Source organism: Pseudobdellovibrio exovorus JSS (assembly GCF_000348725.1).
Lineage (GTDB): Bacteria > Bdellovibrionota > Bdellovibrionia > Bdellovibrionales > Bdellovibrionaceae > Pseudobdellovibrio > Pseudobdellovibrio exovorus.
Window position 1 is genome coordinate 1,529,642 of record NC_020813.1, and the last position, 26,447, is coordinate 1,556,088.

General features: G+C 42.3%; 23 protein-coding genes. 14 read left to right on the forward strand and 9 right to left on the reverse strand.

Features of this window, described 5'->3' with window-relative positions:
• From A11Q_RS07570 to A11Q_RS07600, 7 genes are all read right to left on the reverse strand, one after another.
• Positions 1-528 (reverse strand): DUF3341 domain-containing protein, encoded by a 528-nt coding sequence (locus A11Q_RS07570; RefSeq protein WP_015470215.1) that lies wholly within the window; start codon positions 526-528, stop codon positions 1-3.
• Positions 528-1,898: an NrfD/PsrC family molybdoenzyme membrane anchor subunit gene (gene nrfD / locus A11Q_RS07575; RefSeq protein WP_015470216.1), complete on the reverse strand. Its 1,371-nt coding sequence runs from the start codon at positions 1,896-1,898 to the stop codon at positions 528-530. Before nrfD ends, A11Q_RS07570 begins: the two co-directional genes overlap by 1 nt.
• Positions 1,895-5,065, reverse strand: coding sequence for a TAT-variant-translocated molybdopterin oxidoreductase (locus A11Q_RS07580; RefSeq protein WP_015470217.1), 3,171 nt, complete (start codon positions 5,063-5,065; stop codon positions 1,895-1,897). The genes nrfD and A11Q_RS07580 overlap by 4 nt, the downstream gene beginning before the upstream one ends.
• Before the next feature lie 11 nt (positions 5,066-5,076).
• Positions 5,077-5,634, reverse strand: coding sequence for a cytochrome c3 family protein (locus A11Q_RS07585; protein WP_015470218.1), 558 nt, complete (start codon positions 5,632-5,634; stop codon positions 5,077-5,079).
• A 56-nt stretch (positions 5,635-5,690) separates the two neighbouring features.
• Positions 5,691-7,355 carry a cytochrome c biogenesis protein gene (locus A11Q_RS07590; protein WP_015470219.1) on the reverse strand — a complete coding sequence of 555 codons (1,665 nt, stop codon included), beginning with the start codon at positions 7,353-7,355 and terminating at the stop codon, positions 5,691-5,693.
• Entirely contained in the window at positions 7,352-8,671 is a 1,320-nt protein-coding gene (locus A11Q_RS07595; protein WP_015470220.1) for a cytochrome c biogenesis ResB family protein, read from the reverse strand. The genes A11Q_RS07590 and A11Q_RS07595 overlap by 4 nt, the downstream gene beginning before the upstream one ends.
• Positions 8,672-8,755: 84 nt before the next feature.
• Positions 8,756-9,571, reverse strand: a complete 816-nt coding sequence (locus tag A11Q_RS07600; protein ID WP_015470221.1) for an N-formylglutamate amidohydrolase — start codon at positions 9,569-9,571, stop codon at positions 8,756-8,758.
• A 26-nt stretch (positions 9,572-9,597) separates the two neighbouring features.
• Between A11Q_RS07600 and A11Q_RS07605 the strand changes: the two genes are divergently transcribed.
• Together A11Q_RS07605 and A11Q_RS07610 are read left to right on the forward strand one after the other, a co-directional pair.
• Positions 9,598-10,164, forward strand: coding sequence for a cob(I)yrinic acid a,c-diamide adenosyltransferase (locus tag A11Q_RS07605; RefSeq protein WP_015470222.1), 567 nt, complete (start codon positions 9,598-9,600; stop codon positions 10,162-10,164).
• Positions 10,157-11,296, forward strand: a complete 1,140-nt coding sequence (locus A11Q_RS07610; protein ID WP_015470223.1) for a hypothetical protein — start codon at positions 10,157-10,159, stop codon at positions 11,294-11,296. Before A11Q_RS07605 ends, A11Q_RS07610 begins: the two co-directional genes overlap by 8 nt.
• A gap of 38 nt (positions 11,297-11,334) precedes the next feature.
• Here the strand turns inward: A11Q_RS07610 and A11Q_RS07615 are convergent, their stop codons facing one another.
• The gene (locus tag A11Q_RS07615; RefSeq protein WP_235044585.1) at positions 11,335-11,961 is read right to left on the reverse strand and encodes a hypothetical protein; all 627 of its coding nucleotides are present in this window, start codon (positions 11,959-11,961) and stop codon (positions 11,335-11,337) included.
• A gap of 322 nt (positions 11,962-12,283) precedes the next feature.
• Positions 12,284-12,790, reverse strand: a complete 507-nt coding sequence (locus tag A11Q_RS07620; protein ID WP_015470225.1) for a hypothetical protein — start codon at positions 12,788-12,790, stop codon at positions 12,284-12,286.
• 167 nt (positions 12,791-12,957) lie between these two features.
• On the opposite strand from A11Q_RS07620, the gene gspC reads away from it, so the two are divergent.
• Genes gspC through gspN form a run of 12 tightly spaced genes read left to right on the forward strand, consistent with a single transcriptional unit; the run spans position 12,958 to position 26,311 of the window.
• Positions 12,958-13,875 (forward strand): type II secretion system protein GspC, encoded by a 918-nt coding sequence (gspC, locus tag A11Q_RS07625; RefSeq protein ID WP_015470226.1) that lies wholly within the window; start codon positions 12,958-12,960, stop codon positions 13,873-13,875.
• A 24-nt stretch (positions 13,876-13,899) separates the two neighbouring features.
• The gene (gene gspD / locus A11Q_RS07630; RefSeq protein ID WP_015470227.1) at positions 13,900-16,227 is read left to right on the forward strand and encodes a type II secretion system secretin GspD; all 2,328 of its coding nucleotides are present in this window, start codon (positions 13,900-13,902) and stop codon (positions 16,225-16,227) included.
• 15 nt (positions 16,228-16,242) lie between these two features.
• Entirely contained in the window at positions 16,243-17,934 is a 1,692-nt protein-coding gene (gspE, locus tag A11Q_RS07635; RefSeq protein ID WP_015470228.1) for a type II secretion system ATPase GspE, read from the forward strand.
• A gap of 7 nt (positions 17,935-17,941) precedes the next feature.
• A complete protein-coding gene (locus A11Q_RS07640) occupies positions 17,942-19,162 on the forward strand; it encodes a type II secretion system F family protein (RefSeq protein ID WP_015470229.1) in 1,221 nt (406 codons plus the stop codon).
• A gap of 36 nt (positions 19,163-19,198) precedes the next feature.
• On the forward strand, positions 19,199-19,648 hold the full coding sequence (locus A11Q_RS07645; RefSeq protein WP_015470230.1) for a type II secretion system protein GspG: 450 nt from the start codon (positions 19,199-19,201) through the stop codon (positions 19,646-19,648).
• Positions 19,641-20,237 carry a type II secretion system protein gene (locus tag A11Q_RS07650; RefSeq protein WP_015470231.1) on the forward strand — a complete coding sequence of 199 codons (597 nt, stop codon included), beginning with the start codon at positions 19,641-19,643 and terminating at the stop codon, positions 20,235-20,237. The genes A11Q_RS07645 and A11Q_RS07650 overlap by 8 nt, the downstream gene beginning before the upstream one ends.
• A 25-nt stretch (positions 20,238-20,262) precedes the next feature.
• Positions 20,263-20,793, forward strand: coding sequence for a type II secretion system protein (locus A11Q_RS07655; protein WP_015470232.1), 531 nt, complete (start codon positions 20,263-20,265; stop codon positions 20,791-20,793).
• A complete protein-coding gene (locus A11Q_RS07660; protein ID WP_015470233.1) occupies positions 20,790-21,680 on the forward strand; it encodes a type II secretion system protein GspJ in 891 nt (296 codons plus the stop codon). The genes A11Q_RS07655 and A11Q_RS07660 overlap by 4 nt, the downstream gene beginning before the upstream one ends.
• Entirely contained in the window at positions 21,670-22,950 is a 1,281-nt protein-coding gene (locus A11Q_RS07665; RefSeq protein ID WP_015470234.1) for a type II secretion system minor pseudopilin, read from the forward strand. The genes A11Q_RS07660 and A11Q_RS07665 overlap by 11 nt, the downstream gene beginning before the upstream one ends.
• A gap of 48 nt (positions 22,951-22,998) precedes the next feature.
• Positions 22,999-24,672 carry a pilus assembly protein PilM gene (pilM, locus tag A11Q_RS07670; RefSeq protein ID WP_015470235.1) on the forward strand — a complete coding sequence of 558 codons (1,674 nt, stop codon included), beginning with the start codon at positions 22,999-23,001 and terminating at the stop codon, positions 24,670-24,672.
• The gene (locus tag A11Q_RS07675; RefSeq protein ID WP_015470236.1) at positions 24,669-25,349 is read left to right on the forward strand and encodes a hypothetical protein; all 681 of its coding nucleotides are present in this window, start codon (positions 24,669-24,671) and stop codon (positions 25,347-25,349) included. Before pilM ends, A11Q_RS07675 begins: the two co-directional genes overlap by 4 nt.
• Positions 25,346-26,311 carry a type II secretion system protein GspN gene (gene gspN, locus A11Q_RS07680; protein ID WP_015470237.1) on the forward strand — a complete coding sequence of 322 codons (966 nt, stop codon included), beginning with the start codon at positions 25,346-25,348 and terminating at the stop codon, positions 26,309-26,311. The genes A11Q_RS07675 and gspN overlap by 4 nt, the downstream gene beginning before the upstream one ends.
• Positions 26,312-26,447: the final 136 nt, after the last annotated feature.

Consider the following 26,447-nt stretch of genomic DNA (forward strand, 5'->3'; position numbering starts at 1 on the left):
TTAGTATTCCGCCACTTTCTTAACTTCGTCCGCGCCTAAATCTGTTAAAAGCTTTTCAACGCGTTCTTGATTGTAACCCACATCGTTTTCAGGAATGAAGATAGCAAACTTGTGACAAGTTAAATCTTTATCAATTACTGGCGGATCAATCTTTGGCATACCTGTTACAATGAACATTGCAGCTACTGAAGCTAAAGCAGCAAAAAGAATCGTCAACTCAAACATAATCGGCACAAATGCTGGTAAAGAGAACATAGGTTTACCACCTACGTTAATAGCCCAGTCCACAACAGATGTGTAATAAACCAAAGCCAAGGCAGCAATTAATCCCACACTACCAGCAATGAATGTCACATAAGGAATCCATGAACGTTTAATCCCACACGCCTCTTCCATTCCGTGCACCGGATATGGTGTGATCGCATCGAACTTTACAAAACCAGATTCACGCACGCGACGAGCTGCCGCTAAAACTTTATGCTCTTCTAAAAATATACCGGCCATTCCGCCAAGAGCTTTCTTAGCCATTAGTGACCTCCCTCTTCATCTTTTCCGACATGCATTACAGGCTTAACCTCTGCAATCGAAATTGCTGGAAACACTCTTAAATACAATAAGAAGATCGTGAAGAACATACCGAACGAACCGACCAGAATCGCCGTATCGTACATCGACCATGCGTACTGTCCCCAGTTCGATGGTAAGAAATCACGATGAAGTGACGTTACTGTGATCACGAAACGCTCGAACCACATACCGATATTCACGAAGATAGAAACTGTAAACATCACAGGGATTGATCTACGGAATTTGCGGAACCAGAATAGCTGAGGAACCACAACGTTACAGAAAATCATAATCCAGTAAGACCATGCGTAAGGACCGAACGCGCGGCTGACGAAGAATACATACTGCTCGTAAATATTTCCTGAATACCATGCGATCAAGAACTCTGATCCGTAAGCGTAACCCACCATCAAACCTGTCATCATGATGATCTTATTCATAACTTCCATATGATCGATCGTGATGTAATCTTTAAACTGTGGGAACCCGATGCGCACTAAGCTCATCAAAGTAATTACCATCGCAAAACCCGAAAAAATCGCACCCGCAACGAAGTACGGAGGGAAAATCGTCGTATGCCAGCCCGGTAAATTTGAAACCGCGAAGTCGAAGGATACGATTGTATGAACGGAAAGAACTAGCGGAGTTGATAGACCCGCCAAGATTAAGTACACCATTTCATAGTGTGACCAGTTCTTAGCTGTACCTCTCCAACCTAAAGAAAGAGCACCATAAACCGTTCTACGGATTTTATTTTTCGCTCTATCTTTCAATGTAGCTAAATCTGGGATCAGACCCACAAACCAGAATACAGTGGAAACCGTCGCATAAGTCGAAACGGCGAAAACGTCCCATAATAATGGCGAACGGAAGTTCACCCACAATGGACCACGTTGATTCGGATAAGGGAATAACCAGAAATCTAACCAAGGACGACCCGTATGGATCAAAGGGAAGATACCTGCAGTCATAACCGCAAATACCGTCATCGCCTCAGCAGAACGAGCTACTGAAGTTCTCCATTTTTGTCTGAACAGGAATAAAATCGCCGAAATTAGAGTTCCGGCGTGACCGATACCAACCCAGAATACGAACGTGATGATCATCGTTCCCCAGCCTACCGGATGATTTACCCCTAGCAGACCCATACCTGTTGCCACAACCATTGCGATTGTTAGGATATAAAATAAGAACAATGTTTTCGCACTTACGAAAAGAGCCATCCATCCTTTAGATGGAAATCTCTCGACCGGAGCACAAATATCATCAGTGATATCTTTTAACGACTTATTACCCAATACCAATGGGTTACGTTTCATTGGCTGACTCATACTTGACCTCCTTCAACAGCTACCGACTCATTGTTTTGAGTCCCCGCATGGTGTCCGTCTTTTTTCGGAGTCAATTGATCGTTATTACGAATTTTTGTCATGTAACGCACCGATGGTTTTGCATACCACTCTTCAAGTAGAGCATAAGAACGAGGTTCAGCTTTGAACGCTTTCGCTACCGCTGAGTTTTCGTCATTCAAGTCACCAAAAATAATGCCGCCAGTTGGACAAGCTGTTTGGCAGGCAACTTTTACGTCACCATCTTTCAATGCGCGTCCATCATTTTTCGCTTTATTTTTAGCTTCTTTAATTCTTTGTACACAGAAAGTACATTTTTCCATCACACCACGAGGACGAACCATTACTTCTGGGTTCAGAGCCATGTGCATTGGTTTTTCAATTAACTTCGCATAGTTGAACCAGTTGAAGCGACGTACTTTATAAGGACAGTTATTCGCACAGTAACGAGTTCCAACGCAACGGTTGTAAACCATTTCATTCAGACCTTCACTACTATGAACTGTTGCAGCTACCGGACAAACAGTTTCACAAGGAGCGTTGTCACAGTGTTGACACATTACCGGCTGGAATACCGCTTCTGCATTTTCAATATCACCTGTGTAGTAACGATCAATACGTAACCAGTGCATTTCACGGCCTTGCATGACGTATTTCTTACCAACAACATGGATATTATTTTCAGATTGGCAGGCTGTTACACAAGCCGAGCAACCTGTACACGTATTTAGATCTATCGCCATTCCCCACTTGTGACCATTGTACTGGTGACCTGACCAGATTGACCACGTGTGATGACGATGAATGTTTGCTTGTTTGTTAGCAGCGTAATCTTTATTCGTAGCTTGAACTACGATTTGACGACCTTCCATAGAGTCATGACCTTGTGTTGTTACAAGATCATAGCGTTTGCCCGTTTTTTTCAACTCTAATGCAAGACCTGCGAACACCACATGGTTATTTACTACTGATGACAATTGATAAGCATCTTGACCGATACCATTACCTACACGACCAGCTTTAGTACGACCATACCCTACCGAAATCGCCACAACTTCATCATGCAAACCTGGTTGAATATGTAATGGGATATTTAATTTTTTATCCCCTACTTTTAACTCAACGATATCGCCTTGTTTTAGTTTTAGTCTTTCAGCAGTTTTAATTGAAACGCTCGCGTAGTTATCCCATACGATCTTAGTGACAGGATCTGGCAGCTCTTGCAACCATGCTACGTTAGCCAATGTACCATCACCGATTTGTACCGTTGGATACAATGCTAATTCTAATTCAGAGCCAGTATTTTTCTTTTTAATTGCTGTGAAGGCCTCTGTACGGAAAGAGCGTGCTGATGCTGATGACTCAGCCTCGCCCACAACACCCGACTGTAGTAAATCACTCCAGAAAGTTTCAAAATCACGGCCCTTAGCTAACTTAGGCGCCATTTCTTCTTTCCAGAAAGCTCTTAAGTAATCATAGTATGTTTCGTAAGTTACTAAGCGCTTAGGACCTTGATTTGCAAGATACGCCCAAGTCATTAACGACAATTGGAATGATCTTGTATCATACATTGTACGGATCAACGGCTGCTGAATAGAGTAAACTCCACTCGAGAATTCAACATCACCCCAAGTTTCTAAAGCGTGATTGTCTGTGGCTACATAGTGGCTGAATTGAGCTGTTTCATCCATCGTGTCGCCTGCGTACACCACAGTTGGAACATTTTTAAGAGCTTCAGCAAAGCCTACGTCTTTAGATAAAGCATAAAGAGGATTTGATCTGTAAATGATCAACGTCTTAACTGAACCAGCATTCATTTTTTTAACTAGATCAATTAAAGAATCATAAGAAGCTTTCAATCTGTTGTTCGCTTTTTTAGCTAGAACAGTTTTGCCTTCATTACCCAAAATTGTATTCAAGAAGTTAACTGCCACTTGAAGATTTAAAGAATCTTCTGTGCGAGTTTGAATACCACCCGCAACCACTAGTGACTCACCTGCATTCTTAATTAAATCTGCCGCTACTTTTTTGAAATTTTCTTCTGAAATTTTCAAATCTGCCGCTGCCGTTTTGAAAGGAGCTAAAGCCGCTTTCAAAGCTTCGCTGCTTGCGTATGATGTGCTGCCAATAACTTCGCTGATCAAACCCATCACGACAGTTAATTGTTGCGAAGGCTTAATGCGGTAACGAATATCTGCGTTAGCGCCTGTTAAAGAGTATGTTGAATCAAATGAAACCAAGCGATTCATGGTTTCAATGTTTTTACGTCCATCAGTGAACTGACGAGTGAAGTTAACTGGAGTTAACCATGTACCCAAGAAGTCCGCATCTACAGAAACGATCATTTTCGCGCGATCAAAACGATACGCTGGAACAACAGCTTCGCCATAGGCCGCTTTTTGCCCTTCAACAACATCATCGTTAGCTAATGGCTCCCAAACCACATGCTGTGAACCAAATGCCTTACCGAAATCGTCGATAACTGCTTGAGTCGCCGGAGACGAAATGTTTCCACTTAAAATATAAACTGAACCTTTTTTTAATTCAGCGACAACTTTGTTATCCAAGTCATCCCAAGAAACACTTACTGTTTCTTTGTTCGTTCTTTTTTCATTTAATAAATTACGTTTTGGGCCTTGAAGTCTTTCAGGATCATACAAACCCAACAAAGATGCTTGTGCACGAGACGATACCGCACCTTTCGTCAGTGGATTGTTTGGATTACCTTCAATGTGAACTGGGCGACCCTCGCGTGATTTGATCAAAAGGCCTAAGCCTTCTTGTCCATCAAAATACGCAGATGTGTACCAGTTCGACATTCCCACAACAACCTCTTCAGGTTGTTTGTTGTAAGGCACGATTTTTTGAACAGGACGGCGGATACAACCAGCGGCAGTTGTTAACGCAACTGAAGCACCCATAAGTTTTAAGAACTCACGACGATGCCATTTATCACCATCCCCTTCATTCGCTGATTCTTCGCGAAGAGGAGAAGACATGAACTCGGTCGCAAGTGCTGCTCTGAATTCAGGTGTGTCGTTTAAATCTTCGAATGATTTCCAATACGTGCGGTCTCTTTCGATAACTGGACGATTGTTTTTCTTATCTGCGTGATCTGCGTGACTGTGATCATGTGATTCGTGCTTCATGTGATCTCTCTTTAGTGGTGACACGTTGTACAGTTAAGTGGAGCTTTGTTTTCTGGTTGACGGTGACAGTTCACACACCAGCCCATAGACAAATCTGAATACTGATAAACCTTAGCCATTGTCTCGATAGGACCATGACATGTCTGACAGTTTACACCACTGCGAATGTGAGCTTGGTGATTGAATTGAACGTGGTCCGGCAACATGTGAACACGAACCCACTCAATAGACTTACCTTCAGAGTAAGCATCACGTAATTGGCGAATTGGTTCTTTATCAGTCGCAACTTGTTGGTGACAGTTCATACACGTAGCTAACGAAGGAATGTTAGACGCTCTAGAGAACTCCACTTGGTTATGACAGTACTGACATTGGATCTTGTGTTGACCCACGTGTAGTTCATGGCTGAAAGGCAATGGTTGTTCAGGAGCATAGCCTGCATTGTAACCGATGCTTTTACTAACTCTTTGTTCAGCGTCCGGAGATTGCCAAAGACAACCCGACACAAATACCACCGTCGAGATCAATACGATCCCGCCCAACAATTGTTGCAGAAAACGAAGTTGCATACACATCCTTTTTTCTTCTTTGATTCTATAGAGTTAAATCAAATTTTTGCAAAATGTCACGTAGCTTTTTTATCAATTGATTTTCGATTAGCAGAGATGACGTAAGAGTAGGCAACAAACAAGAAATGCAGTCCCACAAATACAGAGACATACTCCACTCCACCCGCTCCAAATCCGTACGAATGAAGCCCCGCGCCAAGTACAAAATTCACTCCGTACCACGCCATAATTACAAGACTGAACGTGATCACTCCGGAAGCTAGCATTCCAAAATTTTTCAACCAGCCAACTAAACGAGCATGTAGCACTATTATGTAACCCAAAAGCGCGATCAAAGCCCAAGTTTCCTTAGGGTCCCAACCCCAAAATCTACCCCAAGAATAATCTGCCCAAATACCACCCAAAATAATCCCTGGAGCTAGGAAAGCGACTCCAATTTGCATCGAGCGATAAACACCAGTTGTGATTTTTTGAATCTTATCTGCGTATTTTTTGTCATCAAGGGTGTAATACAACAATCCCAAATCACCCAAACCAAAAGCCAGCAAGAAGGCCGCGTAAGAGATCGTGATCGTCATCACATGAACAATAAGCCAGTAGTTACTACGCAGGACTGCCTCTAAAGGTTGCAGGCTAGGATCCAGAACTGCCGGAGCTGTATCTGCAACAATAAGTGCAAATAATCCCATCAAACTTCCACCAAGAAGTAAGATTTTATATTTGTACATCGCCTCTAAAACCATAGCGAACAAGATTACTCCCCATGAGGCCCACACCACCGTCTCGTACATATTGGTGACCGGCGGTCTTTCGGCAAGATAAACACGGAAACCAAAACCCACTGTTTGAATGACGAATCCGATAATCACTAACGTCCACGCTAGTGGCATGCCTGAATCTAAATTGCGAATCCAAATAAAGATCAACACCAATGAGGCCATTAAATAGAAAATATACGCCCATCTAAATGGATGAATATCATTATATTGCACTTCCGTTTTAACTTTGCCGGCTTGTTTGTATTTTTCAGGAGAGCTTTGTCTTGCTAACTCTTCAAAGTGAAGAACTGATTCATCTAACTTTTCTGCAGCCGATTTAATTTGATCCGATGTGGCTTCTGGATCTGCTGTGAGCCCCAAATAGGAAGCGATATTCTTGCTGACATCTAGGAATGCTGGCTGGATATCTTGAGGCAACTCGGTCACAGATAACCATGCATCTTGTTCATTAACTGGATACACTTTTAGAAGTCTTCCCGAAGCCATCTCGCGAAAAACGAAGAACTGGTTTTCAATTCTTTGAATCGCTTGATAATACGGCGTTAATTTTTCTTTAGTATCACGCTTGTTTTGCAGCTCTTGCATTAAGCTTGAAAAATTTTCTGATTTAAAGACTTCATCACCAGTAAAATGCTTTTTATCTATTGGTAACTTTAGTTTTTCCAAAACTTCATGGTGTTTCACTTCAAATAGAGGACGATTCACCCAACTTTCAGGAGACAACATCCACGTCAACACAACCCAATAAGCCTCAACTGATTTTGCACCTTCTTTTGGTTTGTATGTTTTTTTACCATAAACCAATTCCAATGTTTCTTTTGCAAAGGTATCAAATGGTTTTACACGCCCAGAATCTTGCACTGGCAAGTAGCGAATCTGCTCGCCAACACTGGCAAAAACTAATTGAGAAAAAAGAAGTGTCAAAAAGAATATCTTTTTCATGCTGCTGTCGCCTTTTTACGTCGTTGATAAAATAACCAAACAGTCCCAAGTGAGAAAACTAAAGAGCCTAAATACTTGAGCCAACGGCCTGGATCACGATTGATCGAAAAAACCGAAGAAATCGGCTCACCCGTCACTTCATCCTCTTGGTAGCTGGCCTGATAGATCGTATAGCCCATGAATTTCAGCGGCTCATTCATTGAGATCGTAACCTCTGCGCTTAAGCCATCCGAGTTCAACGCTTCGACATGACTTGCGTACTCCATGGCACGCATCGTGCCTTGGTATCTTTGGATTTCAAAGTTTTTTAAATGCAAATCAAAACCCAATGGCAATCGACGATTCTGGTAACTGAGTAAGTAAGCACTGTTTTCACCAAATAGCTTTACGATATCATTCAAAGCCAGCCATTTTTCGATATCTTTATGTATGATTTTAACAGCCGCAGTAGTCAGCGGAGATGGTCTTTCGCTTCGAATCACCTCGTAGTCCTCAATCGCACGAGGCAAGTAATCCAAAAGACGTAATTCCAACCCCATCCAACCTGTCTCGACCACATCACCAATTTTCATCTGTCCCGTTTTATACGGTTTCGCTAAATCTTTATGAAAAACGGTGTATTGCACTTTTTCATCATTAACTGGAGTTAGATAAGCTTCATTCTGAGGTTCTCTTTTTTCAGGAACACTGCCCAAGTGAATTTTTGCAGGCCCTAGATTGTAACTCGCCAAACGATCTTTCTTCGCCTGCGTGATCTGCTCTACTTGTTTAACAACTGCATTCATCAATTGAAAGCGGATAGATGAGCCTGCCCCATTATCCTGCGTAGCTTTTACTTTATTTTGTAACCGAGCATACTTAGCATAATCTGCAATAACGATACGATCTTCACCTAAATCTAAGATGTAAGGTTTGTCTTCGGTGGGTGGATGTAAAAAGAAATCCACTTCTCTGTCGATGATTTTAGAATAGCGATCACCATCAAAGGTGGCGTAAAGAACAAGGTCTGTCTGAGGCACAGAGACCATATTGTTCTTAGAATTGATGTTCACGACCATCTGCCCATCGAGCCCATACTTGTACGTCACATAGCCACCCATAATTAAAATAATGAGTCCTGCATGCACAGTAATAAAAGGATAGTGGCGTAACTTCCAAGGCCAACGATCGATGACAACAATCGTAAGATTGTAGACAAGTAATGCCATCACCGTCCACATTACCCAGCCATCATAAACTAATTTTTTAGCTGCATAGGCATCATATTGCGCTTCTACGATGGTTCCCCACGCAATCAAGCCGGCAATGACTGCCATAATCGGAATTCCTAACTGGAACGAGCTAGAAAATCTCCAGAATCTGTTAACGATCTTATTTTTAAAAACCATTTAAAGGGCAAGCTACTCTGTTAAATTAATTTTGTGAAGCTCTGACTTCACATAAGCAATTGCCTGCAACAATTTGTTACGCACTTCCTGATGTTGAGGCAACAACTGCTTAGTACGCTCGTCCATGTAGAGTGCCCGATTTAGCTCGACCTGAATTGCATGTTGACCAACTTGAGGGTGCCCGTACTGCTCAGTAACGCGGCCTCCCATATACGGCCAGTTATAGCCTACTTTGAAGCCAGCAGTTGCATAAGCTGCAATCACCAAATCACGAAACTTAGGATGGCAACTTTTCCCCAAGCAATCACTGATCACAATATCAGCACGCGTTTCACCTGGATCTCGATGCATTCTTGTTCCCAACGAAGGCATCGAATGAGCGTCGATATGGAACACATTAGGGTGTCCATTTTTTTTAAAGAAATCGTAGTGATTTCGTACTCCTGCATGAAAAGGTTCATAAATAAGTTCAGTTAACTCTTCATGTATTTTTTCACTCATCGGAGCCGGCATCAATTGCACTTCATTTTTCGTCATCACCCAGTGATAACCATCCGCGTGTGTGCCAGCCGGCTTCGGAGCCCCCACAACAGAAGAGGCATCCACATCTGTAGGAATACGATTAAGATCAACGGCATAGCGATGCCAATCCGTCATCTGCGAAGGAATTTGCAAAGACTCTAAAGTCGGCTTGTAAAGTAAATCCACATAGCGATCTACATCGGCCATCAGAATCTCTTCAGGCAGAGTTTTCAACCATGGAGTCTGCTCAGGAACGCGCTCACCTGAATGCGGAATCGAGATAAAAAACGGAATAGTTTGACTCATCTTTAAACCTCTATTGGAATATCTATATGAAAATCTACACAAAAACAGGAGATAAAGGAACGACAAAACTAGTCGATGGCTCGTGCGTTGAAAAATTCAATCCGCGCGTAGAGGCCTATGGATGTGTAGATGAACTCAACTCTGCTTTAGGTGTCACAAAGAACTACCTTCTAAACGAAGACTCATCTGTACATGAAATTGCTGAACATATTGAAGTCATTCAAAGCCAACTGTTTTCTGTTGGCTCTTTATTGGCGACAGCTAGCGCCGATGTATTCGCAAAACTTCCGCAAATCACCGACACTCACATCACTCAGTTAGAAAAATGGGTAGATCATTACACCGAACCACTTCCTGCTTTAAAGAATTTTATTCTTCCCGGCGGAAGTCAAAGCGCAGCCTTTTTGCATATCTGTAGAACCTCTTGCCGAAGAGCCGAAAGACGCAGCAGTGAAATCCTGCTAGCAGAACAACACTATGAAAAAGTTTTGATTTATCTGAATCGCCTAAGTGACCTGCTTTTCACATGGTCCCGATGGGTCAATTTCAAACACGGACAAACCGAAATCATCTGGAAAAAAGAAAATGTCTAAAGCAGGTTTAGTTCTTAAAGAGGCCACACGCGAAGATTCCCAAAAGCTCGGAGAGTTTTTCACTTCTATTCCTATTCTGGGCGAAATCGCCATCAAGATACAACGTGAACAGCATTTTTTTTCGTTTTATCAGCGACTAGGACTCCCCTACAAATCTTATATTATTAAAGATGGTGATGAAGTTGTGGGTACAGCCAGCTTCGTCTTTAGACATTTAAATTTTCAAACACGGACTTTAAAACTCGCACAAGCCTGCGATCTTAGAATCTCATCTAATCGAAAAGTGATTATGTCATGGCTGAAATTCTTCCATCCTATATTAGAGCAATTACGCGAAACCGAGCACTGCGATGGGTTTATAACCTCTATCAATCAGACCGAAACCCAAGCAATGAATGCCTTCATTCGTCCAAAGCTTAAGCGCGCTCATCAGCCGCAGTACTCGCTATCACGCTCCTACAACCTCGCTTCGATTCATGGTTTCTATCCGCTTCTGAATCCTCCCAATAAAAACATCCTAGTTCGCGCTTACCAAACTTCTGACAAAAAGAAACTTATTGAATACATTCAAGCGAATTGCAAACGCACCGATTTCGCACCTAAAGAGCTGATTGAAGATGTAGCGAAATATATCGACACCTCATTAATATACTCTTGGAATCAATTCCTGATTGCTTTCGATTCCAACAATAATATCGTAGGTTGCGCGCACCCCATCAGCTCTAGTCTTTTACAGGACTACTTGCCTCAGGATTACAGCCCACAGTCGCACAATTTAAGACAATTTTTAAAAGTCGCACAATTTCTAGGTTTCGGACGACGCCTAACCCGCCCCTTCTCGCGCAGTCAAAAACAAGAGGCCTTAAGCTTTAGACTTCTTCATTTTTTACTGTCCTCGCACCCAGAAGTTTTTAATGCGCTTATTCATATGTGTTACAAAACATCATCGCAGAATGAATTTTTAATGTACGCCTACGAAACAACAGACTATAAAAGACGCCCACCCAAAGGCAGCATCTACTCTGAAATTCCCTATGGTCTTTATTCCATCGAGACCCATGATCGCGAATTTTTGCCGGAGTTGAGTTTGCTGAATACGACGCCAGCATGGCTCGACTTCATTTGGTTCTAAATTGACCCCTTAGCCTGTTGAAAACCCCAAGAAAAGGCTCAGCACTTCAAACTTAAATTATGATGCAGAACCATTAAGGCAAGATGAGAATCAAGCCTCTGCATCTTCTTAGTCGTATTCCACGTTTTTCGGATTAATCTACTTACTCGATATCTAATCATCGCAAATGTATGATTTAAACTAAAAAGCGGATCAAATCCTCCCACTTTGAGCTCGCCTTGACCAATCTCTCGCCCCAGTCTTCCTTTATAGCGTAAATGAACGCTTTCAGGAAAAAACTTACTTACATCAGCAATATAATGTGGATTCATATCTGATTTAATCAGAGCGCCTTTGGCTATATTTTTATGAATACGTGCAAATAACTTCTTCCTTGCAAAAGCTCTCTTATCTTCACGTGGCCCGTACTTTCTAAGTGAAATCTGCGATAAAAGCCCTTTTGCAGGCATCTGAGATATTTCATAGCCCACAATCCATCTTGAATGATTCTCGACAGCTATAGTGACTGAAAGAGGTTTACACTTTGTGTGTTCAAAGGTTTCAAGGTCATCGAATTGTAAATCCGTTATTAATGATTTTTGTCTATTCAAAACCTCTAGTTTGATTTTAGCCCTGTCCGCCATAAAAAGAAATTTTCGAACGACAGTCTTTCGATTAATTTTCATAAGCCGCGCACATTCTCTTAAAGACGTTCCAGAAACTAACTGTCTTACGACTTTATGATTAATATGACGTTTCTTTTGGCGATAGCTGTGCGACAAGGTGGCAACAGAAAAGTGCAACTTACAAAGCTTGCAATAGAAGCGCTGCACTTTCTTACGATCGGATATCCTATAGAAAGATCCGAATTTTCGGATGGATTTAGATAGTTGGTTCGCATTACGGATAGAGTCTTTACATTTTGGGCATTTGATTGTCATAAAGACAAGATAATGCAGGAAGTGGACGCAATTTGGTCTTAGTAGAGCAACGGGATAAGGGGGCAGTTTAGCTGTGAAGTTGAATGCTGCTTTTCACATCTTCCCAGAACCAACCCAATTTAGGGTCCTGAGAAATCATATCAGACAATGGATTAGATTCTAATTTCATCATGCGCAGATAAGCTTCTAACTCATCAAAGCCCGGCCCGATGGTGACCACTTTTAAATTATCCAATGTCGCTAAACGCGAAAACATCTCTTTTAACTGAGAGAAATCCGCATAGTCTTTACGACGAACAATCAAGTCAGGCTCTATCCCCTGTTTCAACCAACGTTCATATAAAGAATTTTGCAGTAACTGTTTTAAACGTGCTTTTTGATGATAATTCAATTGATTAAAAACTCTTTGATCCATCATTGCGATGTACAAATCACTATTCAAAAACTCTGACTGATTTTCACGAAGACACTGAAGGACTTCAGGAATACGTAATAACGATTTGCGTATTTGCAAATCTTCTATGAGTGCTCCATCCGTGAAGTATATGACCGTCATGGCCAACTTATTACTCATCTACCCTTAAGACTAGCAGACTTTTATCCCGTTTTTCTACCCTTTCAAATAAGAAAATTAAGAAATAGTCCTTGGTCTAGATTCGACTTAGAAGCGGTCCAGATTTTAGCCCAATATACATTGTTACTACACTTGACCTAAGACTGTTTGATAACCTTTAAAAGAAGATGAAACTAGGAAAATCAGCTAAGACCGACAACTCAAAGGTTTCTAAAGTAGCCATTTTTGCCCTACTTGTTTTTGTAGCGTTCGCTATCGCTGACCTTACTATTATCTATTTCCGCGATCGCATGATTCCCGATCAAGCTCCTCCTCAAAAAATTGCACCACTAAAACCGCCTGCTTTCGTAGATCGCAGTCAGTTCACAGTTATTCCAAATCGCAATCTTTTCTCTTCTAGCGGAGTTATGCCAGACGCTATCACTTCCGCAAAAACTGAAACCCGCAAAGACAACGCGCCGGTTCCATCGCAATTACCTATTAATGTTATTGGAACTTTAGTGCATTCAGATCCAGCCCGATCTATTGCTGCTTTGGAAATAAAAAGTAAAAACACTTCTGGCTCGTATCCTGTGGGTTCTGATATTGAAGGCTTGGCTCGTCTAGAAAAAGTTGAACGAAATATCATCTACATCCGTAACAGCAATAATGGTCTTTTGGAATATATCGAAATGAATAAGGGCGCTAATAAAGTTGCTTTCGATGCTTCAAAAGCTGAAGCTCCACGCTCTGGCAGCAAAGAAGTCGTCACTACCGGTGACAACAGCTTCTCGATCAGTCGCGCTAGTCTTTTAAAATATACGAATGATCTATCAAGTGTCTTAATGCAAGCTCGCGCCGTACCGAATCGCGACCCTAATACGGGCGAAATCAATGGCTTTAGACTACTTGATATGCAACCTGGAAGTATTTATGAGCAACTTGGTCTTCAGCGCATGGACGTCATTAAAGGAGTTAATGGCGAACCTGTGAACAGCGTACAAAAAGCGATGGAGCTTTACAATGCGCTAAAAAATGGGAATCAAGTTAAATTACAAGTTGAGCGCGGCGGTAAATCAGACACGTTCACTTACGACATTAAATAATGTTTTAAGGAAAGAGGTTTAGGAATGACCTTTCAAAAAAGAATTGTTTCAACTGTGATGGCGACTTCGCTACTATTCACTCTGAATACACATGCTCAGTTCGACGATCCTATGGTGTTAGATCAAGGCGGTGGCATTCCACCAGCAGATTCTTTCAGTCCCCCACCAGCATTCGGTGTGCCGACGTCTTCACCTACAAACGAAACTGTTATTAAATCCTCTAATAATAAATCTGGTGTTTTAAACGATAACCAACGCAATAAATTTGCTCGCTCTAATCCAGAGGACATCACTTCTGAAAACTTCCCAGAGACAATCGAATCTTTCGACTTCCCTAACGTTGAGATTACCGACGTTATTAAAGCCATCAGTGAGTTAACAGGGAAAAACTTTATCATCGACTCGACTGTGCGTGGTAAAATTACCATTATGGCTCCAAGTAAAATTACAGTAGCTGAAGCTTATAAAGCTTTCTTGTCGGCTTTAGCTATCAATGGTTTTACAGTGGTACCAAGCGGTGGATTTCTTAAAATCCGTAATGCACGATCAGCACAGCGTGATAATATCGACACGTACTCTGGAACTTACTATCCAAACTCAGATCAAATGATCACAAAAATCGTGCACTTGAAACACATTTCAGCAGAGACAGTACAAAAAGATCTTCGCCTACTAGCTTCAAGTTATGGTGAGTTTGCAACATTTCCTCAAACGAATTCCCTTATCATTTCTGACTTCGGTGCCAACATTGATCGCGTGATGAAAATCATCAATCAGCTTGATGTTCCAGGCTTTGAAGATCAGTTAGAAGTTGTTGGGATTAAATACGCAAAAGCTAAAGACATTGCGGAACTTATTGATAAGGTTGTGAATAAGGGTCAGAATCGTCAATCCAGCGTTCCTGGCGGCGGATTTGCGGCTGGCGTTCCCCGCTTCGGCGTAGCTAATACAGCACAAGCAGCCACTAGCAGCAAACAAGGTGCAAACTACTTCATGGTTTTCCCAGAAGACAGAACGAACTCTCTTGTTGTAGTTGGAAATAAAGCAGGTATTGATCGCGTTAAACGCCTGATTGCTCAGTTAGATTTCAAAGTGAAGGCCGAAGATCAAGGTGGCGTGTATGTTTATTACGTTAAACATGGCGAAGCCGAGAAAATTGCGGAAACACTTCAACAAGTTGCAAAAGACTCTGGTCCCCGTCAGCAGCAAGGCTCGGGTGCTACTCCTGGCTTAGGACTTGGATTAGCTCCTCAAGGACAGGCAGCAACTGTGGCTGGTATTTTTGGTGGAGACGTTTCTATTAAGGCCGATAAAAATACAAACTCTTTAGTTATTTCGGCAAGCAAGCCTGACTACGATCAGGTTCTTGGTATCTTGCAAAAACTAGATATCCCACGCGATCAAGTTTACGTACAAGCCATTATTATGGAGATGAGCTTGTCTGATGGCTTCAAAGCAAGCGGTGGAGTTGTTAAGTTCAATGAATCTGGTGGTAAATCTGGATTCGTCGGTAGCGAAAGCGATCTTACCTCTATCTTGAATCCACTTGGCGGAGCCGGCAGTGCAGTTTTGGCTTTCTCTGAAGGTCCAATCACCGTGAGCAATCCCCTTGCTGGCTCTGGATCTGCTTCGACTTTGACTATTCCAAGTTTAGTGGCTTTCTTGAAATTCATTAAGAGTTTCGGAAAAACCAATATCCTTTCGACTCCACAAATCACAGCGATGGACTCTCAGCAAGCGGACATCGAAGTCGGTGATCGCGTTATCGTCGGGTCAAGAGTTGTTCCTGGAACAAATGGTTCTGCCTCTCTTGAGGAACCAACATTTGACGATGCGACTATCAAGATGTCGATCAAACCTTTCATCAGCCCTAATTCTGATAGTATCCGTATGGAGTTTACTCAGAATGTGAAGCAGTTGATTCAAGGTAAAGTTCCGACTCAGTTCGTAGGGCGCGCACAATCTATGGCCACCCGTTCGATCAAAACAAACGTTAATGTGAACAATGGCGACACAGCTGTTATCGGTGGATTGATCCGCGATGAGGAAACTGAAAGTACACTGAAAGTGCCTCTATTAGGTGACCTTCCAATCGTAGGCTGGTTATTTAAAGGTAAAGATATCCAACGCAGCAAAGTAAATATGGTTGTGTTCTTGACCCCTAAAATCATCCGTAGTGCGGCGGACCAACAAGCTCTTTTAAATTTTAAAGCTCAAGAAAGATTAAACTTCATTAAACAACAAGGCGGAGAAGATCCATATGGATCGACTATGGATCAAATCCTAAAACAAAACGCCCGTGGTAATAATGATGCTCCACCTCTTGAAGACCTTGAAATGAATCTAGAATAGAGGATAATTAGATCCATGGCCCAACTTGACGTTTCTAATGTTTTATCTAAAGCGACTTCACTTTCTTCCGAGCAAGTGAAGGCTGTTTTAAAAAACTCAGCTTCATCGCAATCAGCCAGTGTTGGGCAAGTTCTAGCGTCTAAAGATTACAGTACAGCCGATGACCTTGTTGCCGACCTCTGCAAAGAGCTCGGGATGGAGTTTATCAAAGACATCCCTGTCAATGATATCTCGGTGGACCTGATTCGCAATATCCCGATCAATTACGCAAAAACCCAAGGTGTTCTGCCCTATCGTGACGAGGGTGACTCTGTGATTGCCCTGACATCGAATCCAGTGAACACAAAATCTTTGGATGATCTACGTGTTATTTTCGGTAAACGCGTGCGCCCGTTGGTGACAACAGCTCAACGAGTTCAAGATGCGATCAATCGCGTGTACGAGAAAAACACCTCAGCACTTAGCGGACTGGATGAAATCGAAGAAGACGACATGGATCTTGATGATCCTATCATCGACTTACTTGAAGCTGGTGAAGATGATGCCCCAGTTATCAAACTGGTGAACTCTTTACTTTTCCGTGCTGTAAAAGAAAAAGCTTCTGATATCCATATTGAGCCCTACGAAAAAGATATGGTCGTTCGTTATCGTACCGATGGTATTCTTTACGATATTTTTAAACCACCTAAAAAATTACAAAATGCCATCACATCACGTATCAAAGTTATGGCTAATTTGAATATCGCCGAAAAACGTCTACCTCAAGATGGTCGTATTCCATTAAAAGTGGGCGGAAAAGATATTGATATTCGTCTATCTTCCGTTCCGACAACATTCGGTGAGCGCCTCGTGATGCGTCTACAGGATAAATCCACGCAAGTTCGTGAATTATCACAAAGTGGTTTCTCGGAAGAAACTCTTCGTATTCTAGATGATTTAATCAATCGTACTTATGGAATTCTAATTGTTACAGGGCCAACAGGTTCTGGTAAGTCCACTACTCTTTATGGATGCTTAGGTAAGCTGAATAAGCCCGACATCAATATCCTCACAGTAGAAGATCCTGTCGAGCAACGTATCCATGGAGTGGGACAAGTACAGGTAAATGCTAAAATTGGACTTACTTTTGCTGCGGGGTTAAGATCCTTTCTTCGTCAAGATCCAGACATCATCATGGTGGGTGAGATTCGTGACTTAGAAACAGCCGAGTTAGCTATCAACTCATCTTTAACAGGTCACTTAGTGCTTTCAACAATCCATGCGAACGATGCCGCAGGTGCCTTTCCCCGTATGATGGATATCGGCTGCGAGCCGTTTCTGATCGCAACTTCTATCTTGGGTGTTTTAGCACAGCGTCTTGTACGCGTTCTATGTCCGCACTGTAAAACCACTCATATCCCTACTGATTTTGACTTACAGACATTAGGAATTACCCGCGAACAAGCTGCGGGAGCTAATATCTGCAAACCAAAGGGATGCGACCAGTGTGGCCAAAAAGGATATATTGGCCGAACCGTTATCGCTGAGATTTTAACTGTATCAGATGATATCCGCTCTTTGATCATGCAAAGAAAAGATGGCAACACGATAAAAAGACAGGCCGTTGCCAATGGCATGAAAACCTTCCGTGACCACGGCGTACAAAAGGTTCTGGCTGGCATCACTACAATCGAAGAACTTGTGTCTAATACACAAATGGATATATAGTTAATCCATGCCTATTTTTGAATATAAAGGGATCACTCGCGACGGAAAAAACACCAAAGGGATTGTTGATTCCGAAAACTTGCGTGCGGCCAGACAAAAACTAAAAAAAGATGGCATTTTCGTTGTCTCGATTACCGATAAAAAGAAAGCGGCTTCACAAAAAAAATCCGCGATAAAAATACGCTCAGGCTCTGTTCCCGTAAAAGATCTTTCTTTGATGACACGCCAATTGGCAACATTGATCAAAGCCAATATACCTTTGGTTGATGCCTTGACCGCTGTATCTGAGCAGGTTGAAAACCCTGTTCTTTCTGAAGCTGTCGCTGACTGTAAAAATATGGTGAACGAGGGACAATCACTTCATAAGTCCCTAGCGAAGTATCCACAGATTTTTAACAACATTTACGTTTCCATGGCTGAAGCTGGTGAAATGTCAGGAACTCTTGATGTTATTTTATTAAGACTTGCTGAGTTCACAGAGGCCCAAGCAGAGCTCCGCCAAAAACTCAGCTCAGCTATGACCTATCCAATTATCATGTTGGTTGTCATCACGTTGGTTATTTTTGGTCTTTTCACAACCGTGATTCCGCAAATTTTAGTTTTGTTCGAGTCGTTTCCTGATATCACCCTGCCATGGTACACACAGGTTGTGGCTGACATCAGTGAGATCTTTGTTGCTTACTGGTATATTATCGCAGGCTTCCTGATCATCAGTGTGTTGTTATTTTTAAATTGGAAAAACTCACGGGAAGGACGTAAAACTTGGGATGCTCTTTCTTTGAAAGTCCCCCTGTTCGGAGACATCGTGCAAATGGTAGCCATTTCACGTTTTACTCGTACTCTGGCTACTCTACTGGCCGGTGGTGTCCCCATGCTCAATGCTATGGATATCGTGCGCAATGTGGTTGATAACCATCAAATTGCTTTAGCTGTGGATGAAGCACGTGGAAATATCTCAGAAGGAGAATCCATCGCTGGACCTCTTAAAAAGTCGGGGTTATTTCCCCCACTTGTTGTTCACATGGTCAATATTGGTGAAAAAACCGGTGAGCTCGAAAATATGCTAACCCTAGTTGCAGATGCCTATGACTTTCAGGTTAAAGCCAAAGTAGAATCAATCACAAGTTTATTGAATCCCATTATGACACTTCTAATCGGAGCCGTAGTTTTCATCATTGTTATCTCGATCATTGTGCCAATGTTTGAACTCACCTCAAAATTAGGTTAAATTAAACCGATACTAATACTTCAGGAGACATAGATAATGACAAAATCATCAACTCAAAATCGTCGACTTAATAATAAAGGTTTCTCGTTAGCAGAGATTATGATCGTTCTTGTAATCATCGGTGGTATTATGGCTTTGATTTTACCGAAAATCGTTGAAGGACAAGATAATGCGAATATTCGTAATACCCGCATCAAATTAGGAGAAATCGAAAATAAGCTCAATCAATATCAAGCGGATTGTGGAGGAAAACTTCCTTCTGACTTGAATTTTTTAGTTGAAGACTCAACAAGCTGCCGTAATTGGACAAGTAATAAAGCCAGTCAAAATCTTATGAAAGATGCATGGGGCTCTGACTTCCAATATGAAGCTTTGGATAATGGCTACAATCTTTATAGCTTGGGTAAGAATAAAAAAGATGGTGGTTCAGGTCCTGACAAAGATATTTACTCAGAAAGCTCAGTAGCCAACCAAGAAGGTGAATAATCAAAGGGGATTTTCTCTTTTAGAGATAGCCGTTGTTCTGGTGATCATCGGCTCTATTGTCGCGCTAGCTGCTCCCCGCCTTCTTGATCGCCAAGCAGATACCAGAAAAGTCCTGCGAGATTTTATCATTGCAGGACGTGATCTCAAAAGCCGCGCCAAACTAGGCAACGTCACTTATCGCATTGCCGTCGACTTCAATGAAAAAGAACAGACATGGTGGGTTGAAAAGGCTTCCAAGCCAATCTTGTTAGATAAGGCCGAAATTGAACGCCAACAAAAGGACTCTTCATCAGGAGCCTCAGACGAAGCACCACCTCCACCTGTATTTCAAGCTGACACCAGTATATTTAAGAAAAAACAAGTTCTGCCGGATGGCTACAAATTCAGACAGATTGAAAGTGGCACTTTAGATATCATCGTGACCGAAGGCATGGGATATATTCACTTCTTTCCTCAGGGTTTAATCGAAACCAGTGCTCTGCAAATTGAAGATCCTAAAGCAAATATTTGGACCGTGGTTTACAATCCTCTCACAGGCAAAGCAGATGTTATTCCTGAGGCAAAAACCCTAAAAGATCTCGCCAGATAATAAAAAATAAGGCTATCATTACACTGTGAGACTTCAACAGTGTTCCTCTTCAAAAAAAACTCGCGGCTTCACCTTAATAGAAGTCGTGCTGGCTATGGCCGTCATGGCTTCGGGTTTATTTATTTTGGTAAATTCTTGGAGCGGAACTTACAGTCGGCTTGTAAAAACACAAGCGCAGGTGCAGCTAGCGGCTCTTTTGGAAAGAAAAGTGGCCGAGATCGAACGAGAATATAAAAACAAATCTCTTGAATCTATCCCCGAGGAAAAAGAAGACAACTTTGGAAGTGACTTAGCCCAGTACTCTTGGAAACTTAAATCTAGAAAACTGGAAGTCCCCGACTTATCTGCTGCTTTAGCAGCACAGGACGGAGAAGTTAATTCTTCTATGATCGAGATCATGAAAACGTTTACTGATCACTTATCCAAATCCGTTAAAGAAGTGAATATCAGTGTGACGTATAACGAAGGACGCAAGCCGCTGACTGCCGATGTCACGATCTATATGGTTGATTACGATCGCCCGCTGCCAATTCCAGGCGCTGGAGCAACCCAATGAAGCCATCTGTTCAGTTGCGCTCGCAAAGTGGTTTTACCTTACTTGAGGTTATCTTAGCCGTTACAATTTTAGCTTCCTTAAGTATCCTCACAACTCAGGCTATTAGCCGCGCTCTTAAATCACGAACAAAAATTCAAGCTGAGGTTGATGATGTCTCAGCCCTCAGAGATGCTATCCGTATGATTCGCACCGATATCAATATGGCCTTTCATCATCGTGATTTTGAAAAAGAAATTAATGATCTAGCGAATAAACCCGCAACAACACAGCGGCAAAATCCCGCAGCCCCCGGTGTTCCACCAACGCCACCCGCAGGTCAGCAAGCTACGAATCAGCCCCAGCGACAAACAAAACGAGAAGATCCCACAACTCAATTCGTAGGAGCCGATACGCAATTAGATTTTGTCACTATGAATACAGGTCGATTGTCATCCAGCACATTACAGGCAGACTTTATCGAAGTGGGTTACTCTGTTAAGAATTGCAACAATCTGAGTACCGGAACATCCAGCCCTTGCCTCTACCGCCGCACACAAAATATTTTGGACGACGATGTTAAAACAGGTGGAAACGATATGGTCATGCTTGAAAATGTGACTGAATTTAAAATGCGTTACATCGGCGAAGGAAAGCAGGATTGGGTCAGCACATGGAGTTCAGCACCAAACAGCCCTGACGCTGGTACTCGCGGTAAGTTTCCCGACGCTGTGGAAGTTTCTTTGTCTATAGAACGCGAAATAGATAAAAAACAAAGAACTTTTTCTATGCAACTGGTGATTCCACTGCACTTCCCCAATAATCCTCCGGCCCGCACGGGAACATCGGCCAACACAGGAAACTCTTCAGGAAATATGCTTCCAGATACAGGAGATGGTTTTGAACAATAACCTCTCTACCTTCAAGAAGCGACTTGTATACAATCCTTTACGCGGCACTCGTCGCAGAAGTGGTATTGCTCTTATTATGGCGATGACGGCCCTGATGTTTCTTGTCTACATTGCCTCCGAAGTAACGCGAGATTCGGCTGTTGAATATATTGTGAACTCACAAGAACTAAATCGCATCAAGTCTTACTATGCCGCTCGCAATGGAATGCAGATTGCGCTTCTGAGAATCAAAATTTTTCAACAAGCCAGCTCTTTACAATTACCAGCTGGTTTTTCGAGCCAATTAGATCAAATTTGGCAGTTCCCGTTTGCATGGCCACTGCCCATCCCGCCCGAACTCAATACAGTGGATAAAGGCACTATGGAGCAATTGGCTGCGGACTCTTTACTAAATGATGTCAGCTACACTCATACCATCGAAGATGAGGGATCAAAAATAGATTTGAATGATCTGACGTCGCCATCAAAGAAGTTACGAGACATGACGAAACAACAGTTACTCAATGTCTTTGAACAAAAGATGACCAACGACAATGATTTTAGACGCGAATACCAAAGCACTCGCTTCGATGATTTAGTAAATAATATCGTAGATTGGACAAGTGATTCAGCCACCAGCGCTTCTGGTCGCAGTGATAAACGCGCAGAGTTTACCTCATTGGGTGCCAACTATCCTCCGAACCGAGGGTTCCGCACTATTGCTGAACTTCGCCTTGTTCCCGGTATGACCGAAACTTTTTATAATCTGCTAGAACCTCGAGTTACGATCTATGGAATGAAAGCTATCAACCCCAATACAGCCAGCTATGATGTCTTACTTTCACTCGATGCGGGCATGACAGATGAGGCGATCAAAGAGGCTGTTGAACGCAGAACTAATGCCGATCTTGGCGGCCCCTTCACTGGTGAAGGTGATGCCTGCCGTACTAGTTTCCGTGAGTTTGTAGAGAGCCGTGGCGCTCGTCTATCGCAGGAATTCAACCAGATTCCAATGGTATGCGATAAAGTCTTCAACTTTCGCATCAAATCTACTGGAATCTATGGCTCTGGAAAGTTCGCATTACAAAATACGATTACCGCCGTTGTCATGGACATCAATCAGGCCGCTCAGCAGATCAAAACTTCTGTAACCAAAGAAAAAGAAGAGTCCGGAGAAGCCGCTCCACCGCCATCTGGCGATAGCGCCTCAACTGGACCTTCGTCTGCAGGGGCGAAGCAAGAACCACTTCCCAAAGGGCCTCCGCGTGTCGTATACTGGACAGAGAACTAGAAACATAAAGATTACGTTTCTATAGATGGACACCAAGGAAGGGACAGCATGAGATCAATTGGTCTTGATATCGGCGAGTATTCAGTCAAAATTGTTGAGCTGATCCAAAACAAAAAGACCGTCTCTATCCATCAAATCCAAGAAAAACAACTGAGCCAAAATGTCAGCCCTTCAGATAAAGAATTAGAAGTTATTGAATTCGTACGCAGCTTTATCGCCAGTGGTGATTATTCACAAGCACGTTGGGTCATGGCTGTACGCCAAGATCAAGTTACCACTCGTTACAAATCGTTTCCCTTTTCAGATCGTTTAAAAATTCAAAAAAGTCTTTCATTTGAAATGGAAGAAGAAATTCCTTTCGATACGGACTCGTGTGTTTTTGACTCTAAAGTCATCCACACGATGGGTCCCACTTCCGATATTTTGGCGACAGCTATCCCTAAAACCCATGTTGAAAAATTAATCTCATTAGCTGCAAACTTTGGAATAGAGCTACATGCGATCACAGTTGAAGGCATCGCTTTTGCGAATTTAGTTGAAGACTGGCAGAATCCACCACCTGCAAACGCACAAAATCTAACTTTAGATGAAACACACGCTCCAAAAAAACGCCTGCAAGTGGTTCTTAACATTGGTCACAAAAGAACGCTTTTTACAGCCTACGAAAATAATCGTCTGATCTTTACTCGTAGCCTTTGGTGGGGTGCTGAGCAATTAGTCCAAGATATTATCCGCAAACAAAGTATCTCTTATGTTGAAGCTTTACATGTTCTGCACACACAAGCGGCTATTTTACTCAACACCGAAAATGCCAGTTATGAACAGTCTGAAATTTCAAGCGTTCTAACACTGAGTCTACGGGATTTAACTCGTGATGTGCAGATGACTTTGATTGAGCTACAAAGTGAGTTTAACGCCGACATCACGGCACTCCACTTCACTGGCGGAACCAGCATGATGCCGAACTTGGGTGGGTTCCTCACGCAGCATCTTGAAGTCGCGTGCAACCCTATTCAGTTACTGCAACCTTACAGCAGCAGTATCCACTCGGCATCTTCACCTCAACAGTTTCAGCAAATCGAAGCGCGCTTTACCACAGCCGTTGCCATCGCACTAGAAGCTTTCAAAAAGCCTCGCAATCCTGCAACAAACTTACTTAAGGGTGAGTTTGCAAAACAAAATGATAAAATGAAAGCGTTGTGGCAAGAGTGGGGAACTGTCGCTCAAGTTGCCTTAGCTTTTTTAATTGTTCTTTTCACGTGGACGACTTTACGCGATAACTTTTCTGTCGCTTTAAATGATAAAGGCGAAGAGGCCGTTAGATCTCAAGCGCGAACAGTGGCTAAGCTTCCCAATCGCCAAGCCAACGAAGCTGGCGTTAAACGTTACATTCGTGAAAATAAAAAGAAAGCTACCGATTTGAAACTTGTAGCTCAGGTGGCTCAAGTTAACTCGGCCCTTGATATTTTAAAGCGTGTTAGTGAAAGTGCGCCTCAAAGAAATCAAGTCAATGTGGACATCATGACCTTTCAAGTAAAAGATGATTTTGTTCAACTGACTGGCTACGCCAATTCACCGCGTGAAATTTCTTTATTGAGTGATAGTTTAAAATCTTTATCTGTAGATGGAGTCGTCAGTAGCCAAACTGCTAACCTGACTCCGGTTGCAAACCGCACTGCTTTCAACCTGTCTTTTAAAGCTGATCGAGGATTGAATAAATGAGCCAATTAGACAATCTAAAAGAACAACTAAAAGCTTCAGCGTCTAAAGTTGGACAACAGATTCAAGAAAGTCCTGCATATCAACAGGCACAAGATCGCTACGACAGCCTTTCCCCTTCTGGACAAAAATTAGCTCTTGTTCTTGGATCTTTACTGCTCGTCTTTGTATTGGTTTATTATCCGCTGACTCAATTCAGTGTAACCCAACAAACTTTAGCCTCTTTCCAAGAAAAGCGTGATCTGATCCGCGATCTATTTAGAACTTATCGCGAAGCTTCTTCGACGCCTAATATCGCAGTTCCACCTCCAGCTGATACGTTAAAACTTTCGATTGAATCTATTGTCGGTCGTGCCGAGCTTTTACCTGAACAAAAACTTGGCGTCAGCGCGGCGGCTCCTGAGGGACGACTGATTCCCAATAATCTTGTTGCTGCCGTTTTTGAAGTTAAATTAGCAAAGCTCAATTTAAAACAAATCACTGATATCGGAGCTTCCTTAGTCGCCATATCAGAAAGTGTTAAAATGAAGGATCTAGCGATCACAGCCCACACTCAAGATACGCGCTATTATGATGTCACTTATAAGTTATACTCTTTAAATGTTCCCCAACCTTCATTGGAAGAACCAGCCGAGGCTCCTGCTGGTGGCAATAGACGTAACCAAGGAAATGATCGATGATGAATTCAATCGTCATTTTTTTTAGATTTTTATTCTCTCATAAATGGAAGATTCTATTTACCCTGAGCTTAACCATTGTATTTCTTGTCGTCCTATTTCCTTTAAGTGATTTAAATGATCTTGTGTCGTCTCAGGTATCCAAACAAACACAGAATCAAGTTTTCTTACAGTTTGATAAAATGTCTTTAAATCCTGTTCCGGTTTCATTATCTTTAGAAAATGTCTATGTTGAAACTCGCCAGCTTTCAGCACTCACAAGTGATGAGGTGCAAGTTCAGCCCTCTATCGCGGCCCTGCTCGCACGAAAACCCGGTGGCACTTTAACAGCTAAGGGATTCCTTAAAGGAAATGTTGAAGTCTCGTTAAAACCTGCCAATTCAAATGGTGGAGCAGAAAAATCTGAAATCCATTTATCAGCACAAAATATCAATTTAAAAGATGCCCGCGAAGTGGCGAATATCAGTCTGCCGATCAAAGGACAGTTGAATATCGAATCCCATGCCATTGCCGATTTGACCATGGGCGAACAGCCTGAAATGGATCTGAATTTGCTAATCTCTAAATTTGAGTTACCAACAACAAGTGTATCTTTGCAGGACTTCGGACAACTCAGTCTTCCTGAACTTAAATTGGCACGTATTGAACTCAAAGGCCGCCTAGCCAATGGAAAATTCCAGATTGAGTCTGGAAAATTAGGGACAGCTCAAGATGAGTTTTACGGAGACGTCACAGGAAGTTTAAATCTTAGTTTTCAAAACATGCAGGGACAAATTGTGCCGGTTATTGGGGCCTACGATCTGTCTTTAGATCTTAAAGCCGCCCAAAGCTTTCAAGACAAAGCTCGCTTTTTTCTGAGCTTTTTAGATGGGTACAAAGTTCAATCTGGAAGTACGGCCGCTTATAAATTCAAGGTCCAAGCTGCTGCTATGGGAATGCCTCCCCAGTTTATTCCCCTGAAATAAATACCCCCGTCTTTTTCGTCCGAAACTCAGACCTGATATAGGCCATTTGGCTTTTTATCCGCCTACAGATTAGGCTTTTCCATTGCAGCCTATATGCACATGATGCACATTACTGTAGCATCTCAAATTCGTTATT

Excerpts from the sequence above, each read along its gene's own strand:
- A11Q_RS07570 (WP_015470215.1), bottom strand. The coding sequence starts at position 528 with ATGGCTAAGAAAGCTCTTGGCGGAATGGCCGGTATATTTTTAGAAGAG.
- nrfD (WP_015470216.1), bottom strand. The coding sequence starts at position 1,898 with ATGAGTCAGCCAATGAAACGTAACCCATTGGTATTGGGTAATAAGTCG.
- A11Q_RS07580 (WP_015470217.1), bottom strand. The coding sequence starts at position 5,065 with ATGAAGCACGAATCACATGATCACAGTCACGCAGATCACGCAGATAAG.
- A11Q_RS07585 (WP_015470218.1), bottom strand. The coding sequence starts at position 5,634 with ATGCAACTTCGTTTTCTGCAACAATTGTTGGGCGGGATCGTATTGATC.
- A11Q_RS07590 (WP_015470219.1), bottom strand. The coding sequence starts at position 7,355 with ATGAAAAAGATATTCTTTTTGACACTTCTTTTTTCTCAATTAGTTTTT.
- A11Q_RS07595 (WP_015470220.1), bottom strand. The coding sequence starts at position 8,671 with ATGGCAGTCATTGCCGGCTTGATTGCGTGGGGAACCATCGTAGAAGCG.
- A11Q_RS07600 (WP_015470221.1), bottom strand. The coding sequence starts at position 9,571 with ATGAGTCAAACTATTCCGTTTTTTATCTCGATTCCGCATTCAGGTGAG.
- A11Q_RS07605 (WP_015470222.1), top strand. The coding sequence starts at position 9,598 with ATGAAAATCTACACAAAAACAGGAGATAAAGGAACGACAAAACTAGTC.
- A11Q_RS07610 (WP_015470223.1), top strand. The coding sequence starts at position 10,157 with ATGTCTAAAGCAGGTTTAGTTCTTAAAGAGGCCACACGCGAAGATTCC.
- A11Q_RS07615 (WP_235044585.1), bottom strand. The coding sequence starts at position 11,961 with ATGAAAATTAATCGAAAGACTGTCGTTCGAAAATTTCTTTTTATGGCG.
- A11Q_RS07620 (WP_015470225.1), bottom strand. The coding sequence starts at position 12,790 with ATGAGTAATAAGTTGGCCATGACGGTCATATACTTCACGGATGGAGCA.
- gspC (WP_015470226.1), top strand. The coding sequence starts at position 12,958 with ATGAAACTAGGAAAATCAGCTAAGACCGACAACTCAAAGGTTTCTAAA.
- gspD (WP_015470227.1), top strand. The coding sequence starts at position 13,900 with ATGACCTTTCAAAAAAGAATTGTTTCAACTGTGATGGCGACTTCGCTA.
- gspE (WP_015470228.1), top strand. The coding sequence starts at position 16,243 with ATGGCCCAACTTGACGTTTCTAATGTTTTATCTAAAGCGACTTCACTT.
- A11Q_RS07640 (WP_015470229.1), top strand. The coding sequence starts at position 17,942 with ATGCCTATTTTTGAATATAAAGGGATCACTCGCGACGGAAAAAACACC.
- A11Q_RS07645 (WP_015470230.1), top strand. The coding sequence starts at position 19,199 with ATGACAAAATCATCAACTCAAAATCGTCGACTTAATAATAAAGGTTTC.
- A11Q_RS07660 (WP_015470233.1), top strand. The coding sequence starts at position 20,790 with ATGAAGCCATCTGTTCAGTTGCGCTCGCAAAGTGGTTTTACCTTACTT.
- pilM (WP_015470235.1), top strand. The coding sequence starts at position 22,999 with ATGAGATCAATTGGTCTTGATATCGGCGAGTATTCAGTCAAAATTGTT.
- A11Q_RS07675 (WP_015470236.1), top strand. The coding sequence starts at position 24,669 with ATGAGCCAATTAGACAATCTAAAAGAACAACTAAAAGCTTCAGCGTCT.
- gspN (WP_015470237.1), top strand. The coding sequence starts at position 25,346 with ATGATGAATTCAATCGTCATTTTTTTTAGATTTTTATTCTCTCATAAA.